The sequence below is a fragment of the Pseudomonas sp. 05N434 genome, assembly GCF_056396965.1.
The window spans coordinates 1-19,656 of sequence record NZ_JBFTMK010000101.1; the positions used below are offsets into that span (position 1 = coordinate 1).

Here is a 19,656-nt window from a genome sequence, read left to right on the forward strand (position 1 = left end):
CTTTTTGCCTTTACCTTTGTCCTGGTCCATGTCGACCATGCCGCCGTTGTCGGCGATGTGCTTGAACTCGGCGTCGTTGATCATCGGGTGCTGGCGCGGACTGTGGATAACTTTCAGCCAGATCCCCGAGAAGATGATGCCGATCACGCCCATGACGATGAACACGTGCTGCCAGCCGAAGCTGTAGACGATCCAGCCCATCAGCGGCGCAAACAGTACGGTGGCGAAGTATTGCGCCGAGTTGAAGATCGCCGAGGCGGTGCCGCGTTCTGCGGTCGGGAACCACGCCGCTACGATGCGTGCGTTGCCGGGGAAGGATGGCGCTTCGGCCAGGCCCACCAGAAAGCGCAGCATGAACAGCGCGACGACGGCGGTGGAAAGCCCGAACTCACCGACATAGCCTTGCAGTACGGTGAACAGCGACCAGGTAAAGATGCTCAGGGCATAGACTTTTTTCGAACCGAACCGGTCCAGCAACCAGCCACCGGGAATTTGCCCGGCCACGTAGGCCCAACCGAATGCGGAGAAGATATAACCGAGAGTGACCGCGTCGATGCCKAGGTCTTTTTGCAGGCTGGAGCCGGCGATCGCGATGGTCGCCCGGTCGGCGTAGTTGATCGTGGTCACCAGAAACAGCATGAGCAAAATCAAATAGCGGACGTGAGTCGGCTTGGTCGATTGCATTGTAGATGTACTCCCACTGATTATTTTTATGCGGGTAATAACGATTTATTTGTAGGCGCCGGCTTTTGTGGGAGCCGGCGCCTACAGGTATTGCGGCGTATCAGGAACCGATGTAGGCAGTTTTTACGACCGTGTAGAACTCTTGCGCATAGCGACCTTGCTCACGTGAACCATAGGATGAACCTTTACGCCCACCGAACGGAACGTGGTAATCCACACCGGCGGTCGGCAGGTTGACCATCACCATCCCGGCCTGGGAATGGCGCTTGAAGTGGTTGGCGTACTTCAGCGACGTAGTGGCGATACCCGCCGACAGGCCGAACTCGGTGTCGTTGGCCATTTCCAGTGCAGCGTCGTAATCCGCTACGCGAACGATGTTGGCCACCGGGCCGAAGATCTCTTCGCGGCTGATGCGCATCGCAGCTTCGCTGTCGGCAAACAGCGTCGGGGCGAGGAAGTAACCCTCGGTGTCGCACGTCACCAGACCACCGCCGCTGACCAGACGCGCACCTTCGGACTGGCCGATGTCGATGTACTTCAGGTCCTGTTCCAACTGCGCTTGCGAGACCACAGGGCCGATGTCGGTGCCGGACTTCAACGCATGACCGACCTTGATCGACTTCATGCGCTCAGCCATGGCTTCGACGAATTTGTCGTGAATCCCGGCGGTGACGATGAGACGGCTCGACGCGGTGCAACGCTGGCCGGTGGAGTAGAACGCGCTCTGCACCGACAGTTCGACCGCTTGCTTGAGGTCGGCATCGTCGAGAATGATCTGCGGGTTCTTGCCGCCCATCTCCAGCTGCACCTTGGCCTGGCGCGACACGCAATTGACCGCGATCTGCCGGCCCACGCCGACCGAACCGGTGAAGCTGATGCCATCGACTTTCGGGCTGTTGACCAGCGCCTCGCCGACTACTCGCCCGCTGCCCATCACCAGGTTGAACACGCCGGCCGGGAAACCGGCGCGGGAGATGATTTCCGCCAGCGCCCAGGCACAGCCCGGCACCAGATCGGCAGGTTTCAGCACCACGCAGTTGCCGTAAGCCAAAGCCGGAGCGATTTTCCACGCCGGGATCGCGATCGGGAAGTTCCATGGCGTGATCAGGCCGACCACGCCCAGCGCTTCGCGAGTGACTTCGACATTGACGCCCGGACGCACCGACGGCACGTAGTCACCGGACAGACGCAGGCATTCACCGGCGAAGAACTTGAAGATGTTGCCGGCGCGGGTCACTTCGCCGATGGCTTCGGGCAGGGTCTTGCCCTCTTCCCGGGCCAGCAACGTGCCGAGCTCTTCGCGACGGGCGAGGATCTCGCTGCCGACTTTATCCAGCGCATCGTGCCGAGCCTGAATACCGGAAGTGGACCATGCCGGGAACGCGGCGCGGGCGGCGTCGATGGCGGCGTGGACCTGCGCCAGATCAGCCTTGGCATAGTCGCCGAGGGTATCGCTCAGCTCGGACGGGTTGATGTTGGCGCAGTAATCACTGCCCGTCACCCATTCACCGTTGATGTAGTTATCAAAACGCTTTGCATCTGCCACAACAAATCTCCTCACGCAAAAAGCCGCTGATCGCTCAGCGGCCCTGGTTTTATCGAGTGTTACTGCGCGCCCTGCTTGTCGATCAGCGCGGCGAGCATTTCGTACTCTTCGCCCGTCAGATCGGTCAGCGGTGCACGCACCGGGCCTGCGTCATAGCCGGCGATTTTTGCCCCGGCCTTGACGATGCTCACCGCGTAACCGGYCTTGCGGTTGCGGATATCCAGGTACGGCAGGAAGAAGTCATCGATGATCTTGCCGACGGTGGCGTGATCTTCGCGAGCGATGGCGTGGTAGAAATCCATCGCGGTTTTCGGGATGAAGTTGAACACCGCCGAGGAATAAACCGGTACGCCCAAAGCCTTGTAGGCCGCGGCGTAGACTTCAGCAGTCGGCAAGCCGCCCAAGTAGCTGAAACGATCGCCGAGACGGCGACGGATCGACACCATCAGCTCGATATCGCCCAGGCCATCCTTGTAGCCGATCAGGTTCGGGCAGCGCTCGGCCAGTCGTTCCAGCAGCGGCGCGGTCAGGCGGCAGACATTGCGGTTGTAAACCACCACGCCGATTTTTACCGATTTGCACACGGCTTCAACGTGCGCGGCAACGCCGTCCTGGCTGGCTTCGGTCAGGTAGTGCGGCAGCAGCAACAGGCCTTTGGCCCCCAGGCGCTCGGCTTCCTGAGCGTATTCGATAGCCTGGCGGGTCGAACCACCGACACCGGCGAGGATTGGCACGCTGCTGGCGCAGGTGTCGACCGCAGTCTTGATGATTTCCGAATATTCGCTGGCCGCCAGAGAGAAGAACTCACCGGTACCGCCTGCGGCGAAYAACGCCGAGGCGCCGTATGGGGCCAGCCACTCGAGACGCTTGATGTAGCCCGCGCGATGGAAGTCGCCCTGGGCATTGAAGTCGGTGACCGGGAACGACAGCAAGCCGGAAGAGAGGATGGACTTCAGTTCTTGTGGATTCATTATTCGAACACCCTGGTAGCAACGTTGTGTGAGAAAACCGTTCAGCCTTCGCCGAAGTTGTAGGTCATCGTACAACTTAAAATACAACCGTCAACTGCATTTCATCACTGGGTGGGTATTTTTGTCAGACAACATTGTTGTTTAAAGGGGTGAAAGCGGCGCCTTTCAAGCTTAGGAGGGAGATACGTTGTCGGAAGAGTACCCTCGGGGATTTTTCACTCAACGCCCCAGGATCATTGCCTGCGCGCAGTGTTGAACCTTGAAATGCCTGGTCATGATCGGGTTCGGCAGATCACCGATGCGCCCGGTAAAGTGCGACGACTGCCGCGAAGGATCGCGGCAGATCTTTCAAGGAGAGCGATTCAACATGACTTTTGCTATTGCACACCTTCCGCAGTTCCCGGAGCACTCAGCCGATCGGGCAACCATCCAGCTATCGCCCCTAAGTGAAGACTTGATCGTCCGCGTGCCGGACCCGAACGATATTCCGCCGAACTGGGATGTCTACCCGATCCTCGGCACAAATACGGAAGAGCCTGACTGGGAGGGCCTCGCAGAGCCTACCGGCGTCTGGGACGACGCCTGCGACGACATGGTAAAACTGACGGGAATTGAACTGCGAATCCCCAAAACAGAACTGGAAAAGTACCTGAACACAGAAGTGCAATTGCGCTACAAATTCGCGGATGAGTCGAGTCTGGAGCCGTGTTCTGAGCCCCTGATACTGTTTATCGAAGCCTGACCCTCATCGCGCCTGATCGTTTACCGGTCAGGCGCTTTTTTGTGTAGAACGATTTCCTGCCATGCACTGTTCAACCCTGCGCCTGCGCCTCTTCATGGGCCTGGCGCAGCCGCTCACGGCTATTCGTCAAATGCAAACGCATAGCTGCCCGCGCTGCATCGGAATCCTGCCGGGCAATCGCATCGTAAATCTCTTCGTGTTCACGGCTCAGGCGACTCATGTAATGCTGCTGGTCGTCATGGGCCAGGCGCGCGGAGTTGAGGCGTGTGCGCGGAATGATGCTGGTGCCCAGGTGGGTCATGATGTCGGTGAAGTAGCGGTTGCCGGTGGCCAGGGCGATTTGCAGGTGGAACTGGAAGTCCGACGCCACGGCATCGCCGGCGTGGGCGGCACTTTCGTTTAAGGCGTCCAGCGCCTCACGCATCGCCGCTAACTGCTCCGGGCTGCGACGTTGCGCGGCAAGGCCGGCGGACTCCACTTCCAGGCTGATGCGCAGTTCCAGAATCGCCAATACATCGCGCAAGGTCACCACGGTCGCCGGGTCGATGCGAAAACCGCTCGGGCTCGGGGTGTCGAGCACGAAGGTGCCGATGCCGTGACGGGTTTCCACTTGTCCTGCGGCCTGCAAACGGGAGATCGCTTCACGCACCACGGTGCGGCTGACGCCATGGGCATTCATGATCGCCGACTCGGTGGGCAACTTGTCGCCACGCTTGAGCTGACCGTCGCGGATCTGCTCGGACAACACCGTGACCAACTCCTGTGCGAGGCTGCGGCGCTTGCGAGGGAGGCGAGGTGCGTCGATCGGGTTTTCCATGGTGAACATCTGTCTCGAAAAAACGGCTGAAACCGCATCATAGCGCATGCGGGTTGTACGATCACCGTTGACCTGTGGGAGCGTGGCATGCCCGCGATGGCCTTGACGCGGTTTCCTGACGAACCGCGTTATCGTTCATCGCGGGCATGCCACACTCCCACAGGTTCAGGCGGTCACGGCCTGGTCCACCAGGTGACCATTCTCGATGCGCACATGCCGTGGATGGAAACGTTTCAGGCTGCTGCGATGGCCGACGCTGACAATGCTCAGCCCCGGCAATTCATCGATCAACGCCTGATACAACGACGCTTCATCCTCTTCGTCCATCGCCGAGGTGGCTTCGTCCATGTACAGCCATTGCGGCGCATACAGCAGCGCACGGGCGAAGGCCAGACGTTGCTGCTCACCCGGCGAAAGCATGCGCTGCCAGTGATTGGCTTCATCCAGACGCGAAACCAGGTGCGGTAAGCGGCAGGTTTCCAGCACGTGGACGTAGCGCTCGTGCGGGTAGGTGTCGCCCGGCTGTGGATAACTCAACGCCTCGCGCAGGCTGCCAATCGGCAGATAGGGTTTTTGCGGCAGGAACAGATAACGCGCCGTCGGCAGGCGAATGCTGCCGTGGCCGGCTGGCCAAAGGTGCCCCATCGCTCGCAGCAAGGTCGACTTGCCGCTGCCGGAACGACCGCTCAGCATGACGCGCTCGCCCTCCTCCACGGTCATGTCGGCATTGGTCAGCAAATGACGACCGTCAGCGAGGTCAAGACCAAGGTTATGCACCCGTAGTGCCGAACCCTGATTCTGCACGTCGATGGCCGGCGCGCGCTCTTCGTTGTCGGTCATGGCCTGACGGAAACTCAGCAGACGATCACAGGTGGCGCGCCACTCGGCAAGGTCCTGGTACGCGCTGATGAACCAGCTGAAGTTCTCCTGCACATTGCCGAACGCGGAGTTGATTTGCATCAGCTCACCAAGTTCGATCTTGCCGGCGAAGTAACGCGGCGCAGCGACCATGAATGGAAAGATGATTGCAATCTGGGCATAGCCGGCGGTGAAGAAAGTCAGGCGCTTGGACACTTTCATGATGTCCCAGAAGTTGTGCCAAACCAGGCCGAAGCGACTGCTCAGACGACGGTTCTCGTTGGGTTCGCCGTTGTACAGCGCAATGCTCTCCGCATTTTCGCGGACCCGCACCATGGAGAAACGCAAGTCGGCTTCGAAACGTTGCTGGTTGTTGTTGAGGCTGATCAAGCGACGACCGATCACATGCGTCAGCCAGCTGCCGACGGCGGCGTAAACCAGTGCGCACCAGAACATGTAGCCGGGGATCGTGAAGCCAAACACTTCGATGCTGCCCGACACGCCCCACAAAATGATCGAAAACGACACCAGGCTGACGATGTTCCGTATCAGCCCAAGGCCCAGGCCCAAGGTGTTGGTGGTGAACTTATTGAGGTCTTCGGAAATCCGCTGGTCCGGGTTATCGGTGTAACCGCCCTGCTCCAGCTGATAGTAATTCTTGCTGCCTAGCCAGCGGGCGAAGTGCTTTTCGGTGAGCCAGGCTCGCCAGCGAATGGTCAGCATCTGAGTCAGATAAAGCCGATACACCGCGCCAAGAATCGCCACGGCGGCGATGCCGCAGAAATACAGAATCAGCTGCCAGAAGGCTGCTTCGTCCTTCTTTTGCAGGGCGTTATAGAAGTCTTTGTACCAACTGTTGATCCACACCGAAATCGCCACGCTGAACAATGACAGCGCAATCACAGCGATCAACAGCGTCCAGGCCTTGCCCTTCTCTTCGCTGCGCCAGTAAGGCGTGGTCATCGCCCACACTTTGCGAAAAAACTGCCCGCGCACAGCATCGTTGACCGCGGAATATTCAGCGTTCTGATTCATGGATAAGGCTCGATAAAGAAAAGAACACACACGAACCGATCATAGATGATCGGCTCGTGTGATCGCGAGAGCTGGCGATAACCGTTCAGCGCTCGTTCAGCGACGGACCGGACGCTTCTGCAGTTTGCGCTGCAGCGTGCGGCGGTGCATGCCCAGGGCACGGGCGGTGGCGGAGATGTTGCCTTCGTGCTCGGTCAGGACGCGCTGGATGTGCTCCCACTGGAGACGGTCCACGGACATCGGGTTTTCCGGCACCAGGCTGTCGAGGTCGGCGTGCTCGGAGAGCAGCGCGGCCAGCACGTCATCGGCATCCGCCGGTTTGCACAGGTAATTGCAGGCGCCGCGCTTGATTGCCTCGACGGCGGTGGCAATGCTCGAGTAACCGGTGAGGATCACCACGCGCATGTCCGGGTCGAGTTCGAGCAGCTTGGGCAGCAACACCAGGCCTGAATCGCCGTCCATTTTCAGGTCCAGCGCGGCGTAATCAGGGATATCGGCCTGGGCGATGGTCAGGCCCTCTTCGGCGGAACCTGCGGTGCTGACGCGAAAACCACGGCGGGCCATGGCGCGGGCCATCACGCGGGTGAAGGTTGCATCGTCGTCTACCAGCAGCAAATGCGGCAGTTCTTCGCCTTCAACTTGGATCTCGTCACTCATGTTCGTCTCCTCGGGCGACACGGGGCAGGCGCAGCTCGGTGAGCGTGCCGCCTTCCTCATGACTGTAGAGTTTCACTGAGCCGCCGGCGCGTGTCACGCTGGCCTTGCTCAAAAACAGGCCCAGGCCGAAACCTTTGCCCTTGGTGGTAAAAAACGGTTTGCCGATCTGCTCGGCGATAGCCAGCGGTACACCGGCACCATGGTCGCGAATGCTGATGGTCAAGTCTTCGACGGTCCAGTCCAGGGTCACTTGCAAGCCTTCAGGGCAGGCATCGGCGGCGTTGTTCAGCAGGTTCAACAGCGCTTGAGTCAAATCCGGCGGCGGCGCCATGCGCGGCACCGTGCCCTGGCCCAGACGCTGGAAGCGATAACTGGCCTCAGGACGCATCAGGTGCCAGCGGTTGAGCGCTTCGTCGAGCCAGTCGGTGACATCCTGCATCTCCACCGCCATACGACGGTTGGCCTCGGCGGCGCGCACCAGTTGCTGCAAGGTTTCCTTGCACAACTTGACCTGATCCTGCAAAACCTTCAAATCGTCCTGCAACATCGGGTCGGGGTGATCCTGCTGCATCTCTTTGAGCAACACGCTCATGGTCGCCAGCGGCGTGCCCAGTTCATGGGCGGCACCGGCAGCCTGAGTCGCGACGGCCAGCAATTGCTGATCGCGCAGGCCTTCCTCGCGACGGATCGCACGCAGCTCTTCCTGCCGACGCAGCTCTTCAGCCATGCGTGCAGCAAAGAAGGTGATGACGGCGGCGGCCAAGGCAAAACTCARCCACATGCCGTAGATCTGCAGGTTTTCCCGGGCGATGGGGAAGGTTTCCAGCGGGTAGAACCGCGCCAGCAGCAACGTATACAGCGCCAGGGCGATACCCGACAGAATCACCGAATAGCGCCACGGCAGCGTCACGGCGGCGATGGTCAGCGGCACCAGGTAATAAGAGACGAACGGGTTGGTCGAACCACCGGAAAAATACAACAAGGCGCTGTGGATAAACAGGTCGCAGGCCAGTTGCAGGGCGTATTCAAGCTCGGTAACCGGCCACGAAGTGCGCAGGCGCACGGCGGTGAACACACACAACAGCGTCGAACAGCCCAGGGTCATCGCCAGCGGCACCCACGGCAACGGCAGCAGCTGGAGCCAGTAGGCCAGGCCTACGGAGCCGGCCTGGGCGGCGAGCACCAGAATCCGGATGAAAGTCAGCCGCCAGAGGTTCTGGCGAGTGGCGGAAGTCAATTGTACGGGGGCGAGCATGAGCTCTCCTGATGAGCGCTCCAGGCGGATCGCACGGAGTATAACCAAGCCGCGGGCCTGAGAGGCGAAAGTGCGGCAAACGACCACAGTTGCGGCTCATGGATTTATAAGTGAATGCTTCGCCGATGAGCCCCTGTGGCGAGGGAGCTTGCTCACGTCGGCCTGCGAAGCGGACCCCAACCATTCAACCGGGTGAAACTGGCAAACCACGCATACCGACTTTGCGACTGCTTCGCAGCCGAGCGGGAGCAAGCGACGAGTTGCATTACAACCAGATCTCCCTGCGCGCCGAAGTCAGCCAGGAAGTGGCCCGCGACCTGATGATCGTGACCCTCTACACCGAAGAACAAAACACCGACCCGGCCAAACTCGCCGCCGACGTCAGCACTACCATGAACAAGGCGCTGGCCCAGGCCAAACAGGTCAAGGACATCACCCTGCGCCAAGGCAGCCGCAACAGCTACCCGATCTACGACACCAAAGGCCAGAAAATCACCGGCTGGCGCGAACGCGCCGAACTGCGCCTGGAAAGCTCGGACTTCGCCGCCCTGTCCAAACTCACCGGCGAATTGCTCACCGACCTGAAAATGGGCGGCATGGACTTCGCCATCGCAACGCCAACCCGCAAAGCCAGCGAAGACGCCCTGCTCAAAGAAGCTGTGACCGCCTTCAAGGCCCGCGCCCAACTGGCCACCGACGCCCTGGGCGGCAAGAGCTACAAAATCGTCAACCTGAACCTCAACAGCAACGGCTATCCACAACCGTACATGCGCGGGCCGATGATGATGAAAGCCGCCGGCATGGATTCGGCACCGGTGACGCCAGAAGTTGAAGCCGGCACCAGCCAGGTCAGCATGACAGCGGATGGGGCGATTGAAGTGTTGATGCCTTGATGCGATAACCCGGACACGAAAACGGCAGGGCGGTGTACACGCGAGTAAACAGGCCGCCTCAGCTGCTTTTGATTTTGCATTTGCGAAAGCCCAGGAGCTAAGAGAAACTCCCTGCCTTTCCAGACTCGATAAGGACGCGAGCATTGAAGTTTGAAAGGGATCAGTTTTCCGGCAACCATGGAATTGTCTTCAACGTATCGCGCTTCACCCTGTCAGCCGGTGAACGGGGTAGCCTCAGAACACTGCATTTTGGTGAAGCGAAAGCCGCCCACTATGAAGTGAGCAATCTGGTGGTAGAGCTCTATGACAAAATGCTCGCCAAGGATTTGCCTTGCCAAATGATGGTCGGGATCTCCAAACCCCTGACCCGGCAACAGGGGGATTTACTCAATGCTCAACGAACAAGTATCGCCAACCTCACCAGTGGTGTTTTCGGGGCAGCGGCAGGTAAATTCATGCCCGGTGCGGCCATCCCGGTGGGATGGGCAGTCCGCGAGTTCACGCTGAGCAAATTGCCGACTTATCACGCCGGCGATGTCATCGTCAGCCTGGATGCACAGGTCAGCGGTGGCATAGGCCCTCAGCACTCAGGATCGTCCATGATCATCAAGACTCAAGGCGGGTGAGATCATGAACGAATATGGCCTGTACGCCGTGGCTTATGCAGTATTCCTGCTGTTGTTCTTCTATCTGAAATCCTATGGCCTCAGAAAATGGCTGGGCATCACCCTGTTCGCTCTGGGGTTTTCGAGTATTTTTATGCTGCCGCCTTTCATCGCCGGCTTCGATCTGGGCATCGTTTCAACCAATGCTATCGCCCTCGGGGCTGCGCTGTTTTTTAGTCGGGCCCGGTATACGGCGTGAGCCACGCGCTCATTCAAGCAACGTGAAACGGATTAACTTCACCCACAACGCCCGCCTGACACCGCTTTGCGTAGGAGCTGCCGAAGGCTGCGATCTTTTGACGTTGATTTTCAAGATCAAAAGATCACAGCCTTCGGCAGCTCCTACAGTCCGCCATCAACGCAAAGACCGGCAGACTATGCCCGGATAGAGGGGTCCCCCTCAAAAAACGATATTTCCGCCCTCCCCGCCAACAACGCTACTCTCAGGAAAATATCGCTGCTCAAATCCCGGGGACTCCATGGAAAGAACCACCGTCAAACCACTTCTGCTCGCACTCGCCCTCGCCACAACCGCATCACTCGCACAAGCCGCCCAAGCCGCCACCACCCTGGTCTACTGCTCCGAAGCCAGCCCTGCCGGATTCGACCCCAGCCAATACACCAGCGGCACCGACTTCGATGCCTCGGCCGAAACCGTCTTCAACCGCCTCACCCAATTCAAACGCGGCGGCACCGAAATCGAACCCGGCCTGGCAACAAAATGGGACGTATCCGAGGACGGCCTCACCTACACCTTCCACCTGCGCGACGGCGTGAAATTCCACACCACCGACTACTTCACCCCCACCCGCGACTTCAACGCCGACGACGTGCTGTTCACCTTCCAGCGCCTGCTCGACCCGGACAACGCCTTCCGCAAGGCCTACCCCGCCGAGTCGCCGTACTTCACCGACATGGGCCTGAACACCACGATCAAAAGCATCGACAAGATCGACGACCACACCGTGCGCTTCAGCCTGAACAACGTCGACGCCGCGTTCGTGCAAAACCTCGCCATGAGCTTCGCCTCGGTGCAATCCGCCGAATACGCCGCCCAACTGTTAAAGGAAGGCAAAGCCGCCGACCTCAACCAGAAACCCGTCGGTACCGGCCCGTTCGTGTTCAAGCGCTACCAAAAGGACTCGCAAATCCGCTACGCCGCCAACAAGGCCTACTGGAAACCCGAGGACGTGAAACTCGACAACCTGATTTTCTCGATCACCCCGGACGCCGCCGTGCGCTTGCAAAAACTCAAGGCCGGCGAGTGCCAGGTCAGCGGCTACCCACGCCCGGCAGACATCGAAGTGATGGAGCAAGACCCGAATCTGAGGGTGCTCAAGCAAGCCGGTTTCAACCTCGGCTTCCTTGCCTACAACGTGACCCACCCACCGCTGGACCARCTCAAGGTGCGTCAGGCGCTGGACATGGCCRTCRACAAGCCGGCGATCATCAAGGCTGTCTACCAGAGTGCCGGGCAACTGGCGCAAAACGCCTTGCCACCGGCGCAATGGTCGTATGACCCGAGCATCAAGGACGCCCCGCACGACCCGACCAAAGCCCGCGCGCTACTGAAAGAAGCGGGAGTTGCTCCCGGCACCACAATTAATCTGTGGGCCATGACCGTGCAGCGCGCCTCCAACCCCAATGCGCGGATGTCGGCACAGATGATCCAGCAGGATTGGGAGAAAGTCGGGATCAAGGCCAACATCGTCAGCTATGAATGGGGCGAATACATCAAGCGCGCCAAGAACGGTGAGCATGACGCAATGATCTACGGCTGGACCGGCGACAACGGTGACCCGGATAACTGGCTCGGCGTGCTCTACAGCTGCGCTGCGGTGAAAGGTAGCAACTACGCCAAATGGTGTGACCCGGTCTACGACAAACTGGTGCAGCAAGCCAAGGTGTCCACGGACAAACAACAGCGGGTCAAACTGTACCAACAGGCCCAGCAAATCCTTAAACAACAAGTACCTATCACACCCATTGCCAACTCGACGGTGTTCCAGCCACTGCGCAAGGAAGTCACCGACTTCAAGATCAGTCCGTTTGGCCTCACACCGTTCTATGGCGTGGGTATAAATAAGTAACACCAGGCTCCAACCGGGTGCGTCAACCGCCCCGGTCGCCCCTTATCGGTGCACGACTTGCACCGTAAAAAACCTGCGCAAACGGTCAAATACATCAGTTTTTACACATATGCGACATTAAGGTACGTTCGTGCCACTCTTTAGGACTTGTGGCCATTCCGGATCTTGCATTGGGTACGGCCCCTGCATAAGTATCCGCAGGTCGACTCACGAGGTCGTCCTCTAATCCAAAAATGACAACAAATCATGAGGCCACCATGCTTAAACACGCGGTCATTCCGTTTTTAGTCGGCGCAAGCCTGTTAGCCAGTGCACCTTTCGCCCAAGCGGCGTCTAACCTGGTGTTCTGCTCCGAAGGAAGCCCGGCCGGTTTCGACCCAGGTCAATACACCACCGGAACCGACTTCGACGCCTCTGCAGAAACCATGTTCAACCGCCTGACCCAGTTCGAGCGCGGCGGCACCGCCGTGATTCCTGGCCTGGCGACCAAGTGGGACATTTCCAGTGACGGCCTGACTTACACTTTCCACCTGCGTGAAGGCGTCAAGTTCCACACCACCCCGTATTTCAAGCCGACGCGTGAGTTCAACGCCGACGACGTGCTGTTCACCTTCAATCGCATGATTAACAAGGATGACCCGTTCCGTAAGGCGTACCCGACCGAATTCCCGTACTTCACCGACATGGGGATGGATACCAACATCACCAAGATCGATAAAGTCGACGACCACACCGTCAAGTTCACCCTCAAAGACGTAGACGCCGCGTTCATCCAGAACATGGCCATGAGCTTCGCCTCGATCCAGTCCGCCGAGTACGCTGCCCAGCTGCTCAAGGAAGGCAAGGCTGCCGACATCAACCAGAAACCGATCGGCACCGGCCCGTTCGTGTTCAAGAGCTACCAGAAAGACTCCAACATCCGCTACACCGGGAACAAGGACTACTGGAAGCCTGATGACGTGAAGATCGACAACCTGATCTTCGCCATCACCACCGACCCGTCGGTACGCATCCAGAAGCTGAAGAAGAACGAGTGCCAGATCACTCTGTTCCCGCGTCCAGCCGACCTGAAGGCGCTCAAAGAAGATAAAACTTTGAAGATGCCTGAGCAGGCTGGTTTCAACCTGGGCTACATCGCCTATAACGTGATGGACAAGGTCAAGGGCAGCAACGAGCCGAACCCGCTGGCCGACCTGCGCGTTCGTCAGGCGCTGGACATGGCCGTCAACAAGCCGCAGATCATCGACTCGGTTTATCAGGGCGCAGGCCAACTGGCCGTCAACGCCATGCCGCCGACCCAATGGTCCYACGACACCACCATCAAGGATGCCAAGTACGATCCTGAGAAAGCCAAGCAGCTGCTCAAGGAAGCCGGCGTCAAGGAAGGCACCGAAATCGTTCTGTGGGCGATGCCGGTACAGCGTCCGTACAACCCGAACGCCAAGCTGATGGCTGAAATGCTGCAGTCCGACTGGAAGAAGATCGGCCTGAACGTGAAGATCACCAGCTACGAATGGGGCGAGTACATCAAGCGCTCCAAAGGCGGCGAGAACCAGGCGATGATCATCGGCTGGAGCGGCGACAATGGTGATCCGGACAACTGGCTCAACGTGCTGTTCGGCTGCGACTCGCTGAGTGGCAACAACTTCTCCAAATGGTGCGACAAGAAATTCGACGGCCTCGTCAAGGAAGCCAAACGCACCACCGATCAGGCCAAGCGCACCGAACTGTACAAACAGGCGCAACACGTCCTCAAAGATGCTGTTCCAATGACACCTATCGCTCACTCGACGGTGTTCCAACCCATGCGCGCCAACGTGCAGGACTTCAAGATCAGCCCATTTGGCTTGAACTCCTTCTACGGCGTCAGCGTCAGCAAATAAGAAAAGGCAGCGGCGACGTTTTCAGTGTCGCCGCTGCTTTTTTCTGCCGAGAAGTTAGGAATTTGCCTACATCCAAATCCGCTGTCTGACGCAGCCAGGGGTTAGGACGCGTTGCCTTTTCCTACGAGTCTTTAGGACTCAGCGCATTTACTGCCAGACCCACGGCACCTACCGTCGGGTTCTGACCAGTGACTGTGTGGGCTATCGGTTTGCTGCCCGTATTGGTTTGAGCTCAATGCCGCCACAACGTCCCCGGACGGGATCGCGGCGCATTGAATAACACTACAAAAAGAGGGAGCGTCATGCGCCATTCCTTGGTTTTATCCGCATTGCTGGGCACCGGCCTGCTGGCCGCCACTTCCATCAGCCAGGCCGCCAATAACAGCCTGGTGTTCTGCTCCGAAGGCAGCCCCGCCGGTTTCGACACCGCGCAGTACACCACTGCGACCGATAACGACGCCGCCGAGCCGCTGTACAACCGTTTGGCAGAGTTTGAAAAAGGCGCCACCAATGTCGTGCCAGGCCTGGCAACCCGCTGGGATATTTCCGAGGACGGCCTCAAATACACGTTTCATCTGCGTGAAGGGGTGAAGTTTCACACGACCAAATACTTCACGCCGACTCGCGATTTCAACGCCGACGACGTGCTGTTCACGTTTAATCGCATGCTCGATCCGCAGCACCCGTTCCGTAAGGCTTATCCGACCGAGTTCCCGTATTTCAACGGGATGAGCCTGAACAAGAATATTGCCAAGGTCGAAAAGACCGGGCCGCTGACCGTGGTGATGACGCTCAACAACGTCGACGCCGCGTTCATCCAGAACATCGCCATGAGCTTCGCCGCCATCCTTTCGGCCGAATACGCCGACCAGTTGCTGGCGGCCGGCAAGCCGAGCGAGATCAACCAGAAGCCGATCGGCACCGGGCCGTTCGTGTTCAAGAGCTACCAGAAAGACTCCAACATCCGTTACAGCGGCAACAAGCAGTACTGGGACCCGAGCCGGGTCAAGCTCGACAACCTGATTTTCGCCATCAATACCGACGCCTCGGTGCGCGTGCAAAAGCTCAAGGCCAATGAATGCCAGATCACCCTGCACCCGCGCCCCGCCGACGTAACCGCACTGAAGAATGATCCGAAACTGCAGCTGATCGAGAAACCCGGCTTCAACCTTGGTTACATCGCCTATAACGTCCGGCACAAACCTTTCGACCAGCTCGAAGTGCGCCAGGCGCTGGACATGGCGGTGAACAAGCAAGGCATTCTCAACGCCGTCTATCAAGGCGCCGGTCAACTGGCGGTCAATGCCATGCCACCGACCCAGTGGTCCTATGACGACACCATAAAAGACGCCACCTACAACCCGGAAAGAGCCAAGGAACTGCTCAAGGCCGCCGGCGTGAAGGAAGGCACCGAAATCACCCTCTGGGCCATGCCGGTCCAGCGTCCGTACAACCCCAACGCCAAGCTGATGGCCGAAATGCTCCAGGCGGACTGGGCGAAGAWCGGCCTCAAGGTCAAGATCGTCAGCTACGAATGGGGCGAGTACATCAAGCGCACCAAGAACGGCGAGCACGACATCAGCCTGATCGGCTGGACCGGTGACAACGGCGACCCGGACAACTGGCTCGGTACGCTGTACAGCTGCGACGCCATTGGCGGCAATAACTACTCCATGTGGTGTGATCCGACCTACGACAAGCTGATCAAGCAGGCCAAGGTCGTCACCGATCGCGACCAGCGCACCGTGCTCTACAAACAGGCGCAGCAGTACCTCAAGCAGCAGGTGCCGATCACGCCGGTCGCCCACTCGACGGTCAACCAGCCGTTGAGCGCCAAAGTCGAAGGATTCAAGGTCAGCCCCTTCGGTCGCAACGTGTTCTCGGGCGTCAGTATCGACCAATAACCAATTAGCCAGAAACGCTGGGGGGCGGATTCCGCCCTCACGCAAGCGTATTGCCGTAATTCGTCAAATCGGCCTGCAGCAAACGTTTGCGAAGCCTGAATGAGTTCTAAACCAAATAGCCGGATCACCAAAAAAGACCGGCATTAAAAAAAGAAAGAAAGGAGCTTCACACATGAAACTGAGCAGCACCGCGTTATTGGCCTTGGCCATCAGCAGCGTGACCGCCACGGCTTACGCAGAGTCCCAGAGCCAGGCGTTCACCCCGGTTACCGTGAATGAGAAAAGTGCTCAGAGTGAAGCCACTGGCTTCGTCGAAGGGCAGTCGATCACCGGTAGCACGCGTAACTGGTATGCCAACGAGCAACTGAAACGTGGCGGCACGTTCAGCTACAAGAAAGACGGTGTATCAACCCCGACTGATCGTCGTATCAACTGGGTTCAGGGCACCATCCTCAAGTACAACTCCGGCTTCACTCAAGGCACCGTAGGTTTCAGCACCGAAGTGGCGGCCTACAACGCCATCGCTCTGGATCGTGATCGCAAGGATCTGGCGTCCAACAACGGCGGCGCACCGGGAACCCGTCCTGGCGCGGGCAACAACCGTACCCTGACCGAAGAAGGTGGTGACGCCGTCGGCCAGTGGAGCAAACTGGGCCTGGCCAACGTCAAGGCCCGTGTCTCCAACACTACCCTGACCGCTGGCCGCATGAACTTCAGCAGCCCRATGGTCGATGTCATCGGTAACCGTGCGCTGCCTTCGAGCTTCGAAGGTGTGGCCATCCACAGCGAAGAGCTGAACAACCTGGCTTTCGACCTGGCCACCTTCGATCGCAACTCTCCGCGTACCGAAGAAAGCCAGCGTAAATTCCGCACCGAATACGCCAACGGCATCGTTGAAACCGATCACATCTACACCGGCGGTATCACCTACACCCCATTCGCCAGCCTGACCACCAGCCTCTGGGCGACCCAAGCCGAAGACATCTGGAACCAGTACTACTTCGGCGCCAGTCATGTGCTGGGCGACAGCCAGGTCCTGAGCCTGACCACCAGCCTGAACTACTACAAAACCCAGGAAGAAGGTAAAGCCCTCATAGGCAAAATCGACAACGACACCTACTCCCTGTCGTTCGGCCTGACCCACCAGGCCCACAGCCTGACCTTCTCCTACCAGGAAGTGAACGGTAACGAGTACTTCGACTACCTGCACGAAACCAACGGCATCTACCTGGCCAACTCCCTGCTGTCGGACTTCAACGGCCCGAACGAGAAGTCCTTCCAGATTGCCTACGGTCTGAACATGGCCGAATACGGCGTGCCAGGTCTGAAGTTCAACATCTACCAGGCACGTGGCTGGGGCATCGACGGTACTCACTACACCGGCAATGAAGGCGTAGCAGGCAAGGGTTACGACGGTATCCAGGCCCAGGATGGCGAAACCCATTACGAATACGGTATCGGTGCGACCTACGCCCTGCAGAGCGGCCCGCTGAAGGCCACCACTGTTCGCGCAACCTACACCGCGCACCGTGCCAGCGAAAACCAGGCGGATGGCAGCATCAACGAGTTCCGTCTCGTGACCACCATCCCGTTCAACATTTTGTAAAACGCACGCCGACGGCTGACTCATGACGAGTCGGCCGTCCGGTTTTTTCCTGTTCAACCGATTGCAGAGGGTTCTTGATGAAAATGCTTCCCCTACGAGCGGCCATCGCTGCCGCATTGCTGAGTGTCGCTGTTGGCGTCTCGGCCAAACCCTTGGTGGTCTGTACCGAAGCCAGCCCGGAAGGCTTCGATATGGCCCAGTACACGACTGCAGTCACAGCCGACGCAGTGGCCGAAACCATCTTCAATCGCCTGGCGGACTTCAAGCCCGGCACCACTGAAGTGATTCCGGCGCTGGCCGAATCCTGGGACATCAGTGAAGACGGCCTGACCTACACGTTCCACCTGCGCAAAGGCGTCAAGTTTCACACCACCGATTACTTCAAGCCGACCCGCGACATGAACGCCGACGACGTGGTCTGGAGCTTCCAGCGTCAGCTGGACCCGAATCACCCATGGCACAAGCTGTCGAGCGTGGGCTTCCCGTACTTTGAGAGCATGGGCTTCAAGGAACTGCTCAAAAGCGTAGAGAAAGTCGACGACAACACGGTCAAGTTCACCCTGACCCGCCGCGAAGCGCCGTTCCTGGCCGACATTGCCATGGCCTTCTCCTCGATCTACTCCGCCGAGTACGCCGATCAACTGCTCAAGGCCAACAAGACCGGCGACCTGAACAACAAACCGGTCGGTACCGGCCCGTTCATCTTCCAGCGTTACGCCAAGGACGCCCAGGTGCGCTTCAAGGCCAACCCGGACTACTTCCGTGGCAAGCCACCGGCTGATGCGCTGGTCCTGGCGATTGCCACCGACAACAACGTGCGCCTGCAAAAGCTCAAGGCCAACGAGTGCCAGATCGCGCTGTATCCAAAACCGGATGACATCCCGAGCATCAAGAAAGACACCAACCTGAAGGTTGATGAACTGAACGCGATGACCGTCTCCTATGTCGCCATGAACACCTCCCGCAAGTACATGAGCGACGTGCGGGTGCGCAAAGCCATCGACATCGCGTTCGACAAAGAGGCCTATGTCAACGCGCTGTTCGGCAAAGGCAATGCGACGGTGGCGGTCAACCCGTACCCGGACACCCTGCTGGGCTACAACCATAAACTGACCAACCCGCCTCGCGACCTCGACAAGGCTCGTGCCCTGCTCAAGGAAGCCGGGGTACCGGAGGGCACCGTGTTCACCCTGTTCACCCGTAACGGCGGCGGCCCGACCAACCCTAATCCGATGCTCGGCGCACAAATGATGCAGGCAGATCTGGCCAAGGTCGGCATCAAGGTCGATATTCGTGTCATGGAATGGGGCGAGATGCTCAAGCGCGCGAAGAACGGCGAACACGATATGGTGTCCGCCGGTTGGGCAGGCGATAACGGCGACCCGGATAACTTCCTGACGCCTATGCTCAGTTGTGAGGCCGCCAAGAACGGCGAAAACTACGCTCGCTGGTGCAATGAAAAGTTCCAGGCGCTGATCGACGAAGCACGGGCCAAAGTGAACCCGGCTGAACGCACGGCGCTCTACGAACAGGCCCAGGACGTTTTCAATCAGGACCAGCCATGGATCAGCATGGCGCACACCCGCATGTTCACTGCAATGCGCACCAACGTAGAGGGTTATCACATTAGCCCCCTCACCACTAACAACTTCGCCACCACCCAGGTGAAGTAGATAAGAAACGCCCGGCATCGCTGACCCCAGCGATACCGGGCATGCCTAACCGGCTGATGAGGTACCACACAAGATGTTTAGTTTTATTGCCCGCCGATTGGGGTTACTGATCCCCACGTTCTTCGGCATCACCTTGTTGACTTTCGCGTTGATCCGCATGATTCCTGGCGACCCCGTGGAAGTGATGATGGGCGAACGTCGGGTCGACCCCGAAATGCATGCTCAGGCAATGGAACGCCTAGGTCTGAACAAACCGCTGTATGCCCAATACCTGGATTACATTGGCAAACTGGCCCACGGCGATCTCGGCGAATCCCTGCGTACCCGTGAAAGCGTCTGGACCGAGTTCAGCTCTCTATTCCCCGCGACCCTGGAAC

At 58.8% G+C, this 19,656-nt stretch carries 16 protein-coding genes and 1 pseudogene; 10 read left to right on the top strand and 7 right to left on the bottom strand.

Annotation, left to right across the window (positions count from 1 at the left end):
• The 3 genes from AC1DLB_RS09235 to kdgD form a co-directional block, all read right to left on the bottom strand.
• On the bottom strand, positions 1-684 hold a 684-nt coding region (locus AC1DLB_RS09235), incomplete at its 3' end, for an MFS transporter (RefSeq protein WP_477784904.1).
• A 100-nt stretch (positions 685-784) separates the two neighbouring features.
• Positions 785-2,230 (bottom strand): aldehyde dehydrogenase family protein, encoded by a 1,446-nt coding sequence (locus tag AC1DLB_RS09240; protein WP_018929530.1) that lies wholly within the window; start codon positions 2,228-2,230, stop codon positions 785-787.
• A gap of 59 nt (positions 2,231-2,289) precedes the next feature.
• The gene (gene kdgD, locus AC1DLB_RS09245; RefSeq protein WP_477784905.1) at positions 2,290-3,201 is read right to left on the bottom strand and encodes a 5-dehydro-4-deoxyglucarate dehydratase; all 912 of its coding nucleotides are present in this window, start codon (positions 3,199-3,201) and stop codon (positions 2,290-2,292) included.
• Positions 3,202-3,568: 367 nt separating this feature from the next.
• Between kdgD and AC1DLB_RS09250 the strand changes: the two genes are divergently transcribed.
• Entirely contained in the window at positions 3,569-3,943 is a 375-nt protein-coding gene (locus tag AC1DLB_RS09250) for a hypothetical protein (protein WP_477744036.1), read from the top strand.
• Between the two features lie 70 nt (positions 3,944-4,013).
• On the opposite strand, the gene AC1DLB_RS09255 is transcribed toward AC1DLB_RS09250, so the two are convergent.
• The 4 genes from AC1DLB_RS09255 to AC1DLB_RS09270 all read right to left on the bottom strand — a co-directional run bounded on the left by AC1DLB_RS09255 (position 4,014) and on the right by AC1DLB_RS09270 (position 8,565).
• Positions 4,014-4,760, bottom strand: coding sequence for a FadR/GntR family transcriptional regulator (locus AC1DLB_RS09255; RefSeq protein WP_018929528.1), 747 nt, complete (start codon positions 4,758-4,760; stop codon positions 4,014-4,016).
• A 165-nt stretch (positions 4,761-4,925) separates the two neighbouring features.
• Positions 4,926-6,653, bottom strand: coding sequence for an ABC transporter ATP-binding protein/permease (locus tag AC1DLB_RS09260; RefSeq protein ID WP_477744037.1), 1,728 nt, complete (start codon positions 6,651-6,653; stop codon positions 4,926-4,928).
• A 96-nt stretch (positions 6,654-6,749) separates the two neighbouring features.
• The gene (locus tag AC1DLB_RS09265; protein WP_007939714.1) at positions 6,750-7,310 is read right to left on the bottom strand and encodes a response regulator transcription factor; all 561 of its coding nucleotides are present in this window, start codon (positions 7,308-7,310) and stop codon (positions 6,750-6,752) included.
• Positions 7,303-8,565: an ATP-binding protein gene (locus AC1DLB_RS09270; protein ID WP_018929525.1), complete on the bottom strand. Its 1,263-nt coding sequence runs from the start codon at positions 8,563-8,565 to the stop codon at positions 7,303-7,305. Before AC1DLB_RS09270 ends, AC1DLB_RS09265 begins: the two co-directional genes overlap by 8 nt.
• Before the next feature lie 212 nt (positions 8,566-8,777).
• Here AC1DLB_RS09270 and AC1DLB_RS09275 point away from each other — a divergent pair, with 212 nt between their 5' ends.
• The 9 genes and pseudogenes from AC1DLB_RS09275 to AC1DLB_RS09315 all read left to right on the top strand — a co-directional run.
• The gene (locus AC1DLB_RS09275; RefSeq protein WP_477784909.1) at positions 8,778-9,458 is read left to right on the top strand and encodes an SIMPL domain-containing protein; all 681 of its coding nucleotides are present in this window, start codon (positions 8,778-8,780) and stop codon (positions 9,456-9,458) included.
• A gap of 143 nt (positions 9,459-9,601) precedes the next feature.
• A complete protein-coding gene (locus tag AC1DLB_RS09280; RefSeq protein ID WP_019582420.1) occupies positions 9,602-10,084 on the top strand; it encodes a hypothetical protein in 483 nt (160 codons plus the stop codon).
• 4 nt (positions 10,085-10,088) lie between these two features.
• On the top strand, positions 10,089-10,322 hold the full coding sequence (locus tag AC1DLB_RS09285) for a hypothetical protein (protein ID WP_018929522.1): 234 nt from the start codon (positions 10,089-10,091) through the stop codon (positions 10,320-10,322).
• A 280-nt stretch (positions 10,323-10,602) separates the two neighbouring features.
• Positions 10,603-12,213 carry an ABC transporter substrate-binding protein gene (locus tag AC1DLB_RS09290; RefSeq protein WP_477784906.1) on the top strand — a complete coding sequence of 537 codons (1,611 nt, stop codon included), beginning with the start codon at positions 10,603-10,605 and terminating at the stop codon, positions 12,211-12,213.
• A 257-nt stretch (positions 12,214-12,470) separates the two neighbouring features.
• Positions 12,471-14,096: an ABC transporter substrate-binding protein gene (locus AC1DLB_RS09295; protein ID WP_477784907.1), complete on the top strand. Its 1,626-nt coding sequence runs from the start codon at positions 12,471-12,473 to the stop codon at positions 14,094-14,096.
• Positions 14,097-14,398: 302 nt separating this feature from the next.
• On the top strand, positions 14,399-16,000 hold the full coding sequence (locus AC1DLB_RS09300; RefSeq protein ID WP_477784908.1) for an ABC transporter substrate-binding protein: 1,602 nt from the start codon (positions 14,399-14,401) through the stop codon (positions 15,998-16,000).
• 172 nt (positions 16,001-16,172) lie between these two features.
• Positions 16,173-17,606, top strand: a complete 1,434-nt coding sequence (locus AC1DLB_RS09305) for an OprD family porin (RefSeq protein ID WP_477744039.1) — start codon at positions 16,173-16,175, stop codon at positions 17,604-17,606.
• A 77-nt stretch (positions 17,607-17,683) separates the two neighbouring features.
• Positions 17,684-19,279: an ABC transporter substrate-binding protein gene (locus tag AC1DLB_RS09310; protein ID WP_018929517.1), complete on the top strand. Its 1,596-nt coding sequence runs from the start codon at positions 17,684-17,686 to the stop codon at positions 19,277-19,279.
• 73 nt (positions 19,280-19,352) lie between these two features.
• A pseudogene (locus AC1DLB_RS09315) lies at positions 19,353-19,656 on the top strand (peptide ABC transporter permease); the annotation flags it as partial.